This window comes from Lunatimonas lonarensis, from assembly GCF_000390185.1.
Lineage (GTDB): Bacteria > Bacteroidota > Bacteroidia > Cytophagales > Cyclobacteriaceae > Lunatimonas > Lunatimonas lonarensis.
Window position 1 is genome coordinate 1 of the sequence record NZ_AQHR01000043.1, and the last position, 4,304, is coordinate 4,304.

Below are 4,304 nucleotides of genomic sequence, written 5' to 3' on the forward strand. Positions count from 1 at the left end.
ATATAGGCAGATTTTGATCATTTACAAAATGCCTAATTCAATTATACTTTTGTCAAATTGAAAGTTAATAAATAAATTTTTCTTGAGATTTTCGTTTTCATATTGGATTTGATTGATTTTGTTAATTGACTGCGAGTAAAGAAATTTATAATTACTAATTGTGTTTTTATTCATAATAAATACAAAAATCAAGGAAACAAATATTATTAATAATGTAATGTTAATAAATATATTTTTCTTCATAGCGTTTAATCATTTAATTTGATATTGAAGAAGAGGTTTTTCCTCTTTATCTTCTCCAAAATTTACAACATACATTATGCTATTATCTTCATCGATAGCAAAATACCCTAAATACATTTTGTCGAGTAAAAATATTTTGTGTAACTCCCCCTCCCATGTGAAAACATAAAGTTGCATATTTCCTTTATTTTTTATATAGCTTTCTGTTTTGTCATTAATAGACAATGAATAGAAGAATTTTTTTCCCGAATAAGACGAATTAAAAAAAATATGACTATCTAATGTGCGTATATTATCTGGACTAGGTATATACCCTAAATGACTTTCAAAACTTAAATATTTTTGAATTTTTAAGTTTGAATCTAAAAACTCCAGTCTATTTAAATGTTGCATAGCAGAAGCTATTATGTTTTTTTCCTGATTAAACCCAACAAAACTGTAATAAATTCTTGGATAATTTTCAAAAGAAATATTTTTATTTAGCTTAGGAAAGTATCCTGACCAAGATATTTGGTTTTCATTTATTTTGAACTTGAAGAATCGACCTAAATTTTCTTGATAAGGACCTCTATAGTGCCCATAGACCATAGAATCATTATTGATAAATATATTTGTATATCCCCTCATTAGTTTCGATGGTAATCTTTTGGACCATTCTAAATTCACTTCACCTGTTTCAAGGCTTTTGGCCAGATTTATTTTCGACAGATTGTTCTTAGTAAAATCTGATACATAAAAATAAATTTCGTTTTTATCCTTTGTATACTGGTTGTTATACCATGGATATATAAAATCATTTGGCCCTTCCCCTGATTCCCCAAAACTTCCTAAATATGATAGACCATTTAAACCATAGAAATGAAAAAATGGATCGTATTTACTCACTATCATGAGCATCGTATCAACGATCCCTACTGTTTCTATATTTAGAACTTCCAAATTTGGCACTTCCTTGCCTTTTAAAATTTCAATATTTGACAGTTCATTTGATATAGTTTCCTGATATCCAATATTATTATTTTGCCCACAGGAATAAATAGCTATAATTAAAGCTGCTAAACTGATTTTATTCATTTTGTTGTTTGATTTTATATTTAAATATTTCAAAAATATTCTTTTCTTTCATAGGATTTCCTACAGCAACTATTCTGTTCTCCATATTTACTAATAGGAAATCATTTATATAGGAAAATAGATTGTTTTCGTAAATAAATGATTGGTCTTTAATTAGTAATAAGCGAAAAGTATTGTTTGGAATTTGTTCGTAATAATATGTAATTGTACTAATATTTTCTCCGTAAAAAATAACCAACACATCAAGATTTTTAAAGATGTCTTTTTCAAAGAAGGTGTTCCATTTTTCAAATTTTTTATACATGAACTACATCCAGAATCAATTATTAGGATTATTCTGTATTTTTTAATACTATTTATACAAACAATTTCATTTTGCGTATCATAAAAATCATAGCTAAAATTTATGAAGTTTCCAACTATATTGTAATGTAATTTTATGTAGTCTTCATATTTACCAGACATGCAGCTTATTAGCAATATGAAGAGTATTAACGAAAAATATATTTTTGTATTTTTCATTGGAAAGTTCTAATTGGAAAAGAAAAGGGGGATCTCCTCATTCCCCCTAAGATATTGAACAGTTTTTAAGGAGTGCAAGTACTTAGCAAGGATTCCCAAGAAGATCTCCGTTCCACACAGCCATTGCAAAACGTAATATGAGTAGTTCCGTCTTCATACATACCAAAGCAGTCAACTGTACTTCCGCCTTCAGCCTCGGCATCAAAGGAGTTAAACAACCCCACGCTCATGGCTACCACACCAGCGGCCACTGTGGCTTTCTGTAATGTCATTTTCTTTTTCATGATTTAAATATCTATAGTTTAACATATAGGAAAGCTCAGAAAGATTTATTACAAATCAAATAGGTTTATGTCTATTTCCCGTGAATGGTAGGTTTTTTCCCGTGAATGGTCACTTTTCTCCCAAAAGCTGCTTGTTGAGCCTCGAGGTTTTTTAGTAAAGAACTGTTTTTCAGACAACTATTCAGTATACCCCCCATTTGTTGAACCAAAAGCTACAGGTACTAGATTAAACTAGCCATTGTTTTGGTAATAACGGCCGATGTCGCTTTTACGGTTTTTATGCCTGGTTTTGATCTGTTTATAATTTGTTCTTTAACAGTCAGATGGAATCTCGCACGTATTACAATCGTTCCGTGTGTCGCTTGCGTCGCGCTCGATTTCATGTGTTTATAATTGTTTTTCAGCGATCACAACTTAGTCCCGGTTTATCGGGATGGAATCTCGACCAACAAATGTTTGGTTATTGGGAATCGGTACGATTTTTTCCTGAGTTGGCTTGTTCCATAGGGGGACGGTAATGGCTGATACATGATCAGAACCAAAAGTGTGTCTGCCATCTACAAAATCACCTACTGTAGGTATTCTTTCTTCCAATCCGTCCAAATCGGTGGTCCAGACTGGCTTATTTCCAGCATACTGATATGGCGTATACCAAGGGTAATCGGGAGCCAACGGATCCACACTCAAAAACTTCGCTATGCTTGGATTATAAATCCTAAACCCATAGTCGTAATGGCTATTGGAACCCCATTCGCCGCCGCTGTCCTCCTCTTTCCCGTTGAACCCATGACGTTAGGTCCCCGCACAGGCTTCTCCGGAGCTTTTCCAACCTCGTCACAACCTCTTTAAAGAACGTTTCGCCTCCGCCGACAGCCATAAAAATAGATTTTTACTTTCAGGTGAAAAATTTCAATTGAAAATAAAGAAAGCCCTGTATTTCGAGGGTATGGGCAAAAAGCAAGGGAGTGGGGCGCTTTAATGCGGGTTGGGCTGTGGGTAGATCCCGGCAGTGACTGGCGTGGCTTTTTGCCGGATGAGGATGACGAACACCGTTTTACCTGTGGACGCTGTCTTTGCTCCAAATCTCCTTTCGGGGAATGGGGTGAAGTCATAAACCGCAAGTCTGGGGATCCGGCTATTGTACCCGTTCTTTCCATCTTCCGGGATGCTGGTTGGTGTTGAACACCGATATCACAGCAATATCATTTCCATTGATAACATACAGAACCAAGTAAGGAAAACGGTCTACGACAAAAGCCCTGACTTTCTTTTTATAACGGGCTCGGTAAGTTTTCGGGTTACCGGCTATGGCTTGTTCCGCCGCATCAAGTGCATCTAAAAATTCCTCACCCAGACCTTCTTTTTGCTTTTCATACCAAACATAGGACTCGTATACGTCCGATTCCGCCTCTTCGGACAATCGGTAGTTATAGGGCATCTTTTGCGCGGTTTCTTATCCTGTCCTTTACAGTGTCCCATGGGGAAAACTCCATTTCCCCTTTTTCATATTTCTCAAGCCTGCCGTCCAGTTCACTCTCCTGTTCCGCACTTAATTCTAAAGAACCTTCCTGTTGCTCTTTCAGCCCCTGAAGTTTCTTAAGGACAGATTTGTCCTGAAGCTCGGTAAGCCAGTGGATAAGGTCGATTTTAACAGATTGTACGTCCATGCCTATCATAATTTTCCGCTTTAAAGTTAACGATTTATTTGTGTATTTGATTCACCCCTTCGGGGGAGGTGATCTTATGCATTACGTTTTGTTAAATAGTTTCCGTCTTTAATATGGGAATTCTTTTGGTACATTTGGTCGATCTCAGTATTTGTATTAAATATTAAAGTTGTGACTAGAACCTGATTTCAATCATCGTTTTATGCTTCTCAAATCATTTTCTTGTTATTGATAATTGCCCATTAAAGACTGTATACAAAAGGTAAATAATATCAATGGTTAGAATTCATATTAGTTTATTTGAATTAGGCATTTAATAAATAAAGGCTTTGTAGGGGTAGGGCGGCTGTGTCAGCATCCTCACAACCAGATTCTCGAATATCCCCTCCTTCATCTTGTGCCGGTTAAACCGGTAGGTGTATTCGTTGATATACGGTCGCAGGGCCACCACTGAATGGTAGGTTCCCCTTACCCAGGCCTTGAACATCATAATCACACGGTGCATGGCACCAAA

Annotated in this window: 5 protein-coding genes and 2 pseudogenes; all 7 read right to left on the reverse strand. The window is 35.6% G+C overall.

Annotated features, from left to right (window positions below):
* Nucleotides 1–252: 252 nt before the first annotated feature.
* Nucleotides 253–1,317, reverse strand: a complete 1,065-nt coding sequence (locus tag ADIS_RS06590) for a BF3164 family lipoprotein (RefSeq protein ID WP_010853607.1) — start codon at nt 1,315–1,317, stop codon at nt 253–255.
* Nucleotides 1,310–1,621 (reverse strand): hypothetical protein, encoded by a 312-nt coding sequence (locus ADIS_RS06595; RefSeq protein WP_010853608.1) that lies wholly within the window; start codon nt 1,619–1,621, stop codon nt 1,310–1,312. Before ADIS_RS06595 ends, ADIS_RS06590 begins: the two co-directional genes overlap by 8 nt.
* Nucleotides 1,622–1,904: 283 nt before the next feature.
* Nucleotides 1,905–2,111, reverse strand: coding sequence for a hypothetical protein (locus ADIS_RS06600; RefSeq protein WP_155907216.1), 207 nt, complete (start codon nt 2,109–2,111; stop codon nt 1,905–1,907).
* Between the two features lie 426 nt (nt 2,112–2,537).
* Nucleotides 2,538–2,897 (reverse strand): annotated as a pseudogene (locus ADIS_RS23670) (RHS repeat-associated core domain-containing protein); the annotation flags it as partial.
* Nucleotides 2,898–3,258: 361 nt separating this feature from the next.
* Entirely contained in the window at nt 3,259–3,561 is a 303-nt protein-coding gene (locus tag ADIS_RS06610) for a type II toxin-antitoxin system RelE/ParE family toxin (protein ID WP_010853611.1), read from the reverse strand.
* Nucleotides 3,551–3,790, reverse strand: coding sequence for an addiction module protein (locus tag ADIS_RS06615; RefSeq protein WP_035804990.1), 240 nt, complete (start codon nt 3,788–3,790; stop codon nt 3,551–3,553). The genes ADIS_RS06610 and ADIS_RS06615 overlap by 11 nt, the downstream gene beginning before the upstream one ends.
* Nucleotides 3,791–4,103: 313 nt before the next feature.
* A pseudogene (locus ADIS_RS23135) lies at nt 4,104–4,304 on the reverse strand (IS1595-like element ISBaba1 family transposase); the annotation flags it as partial.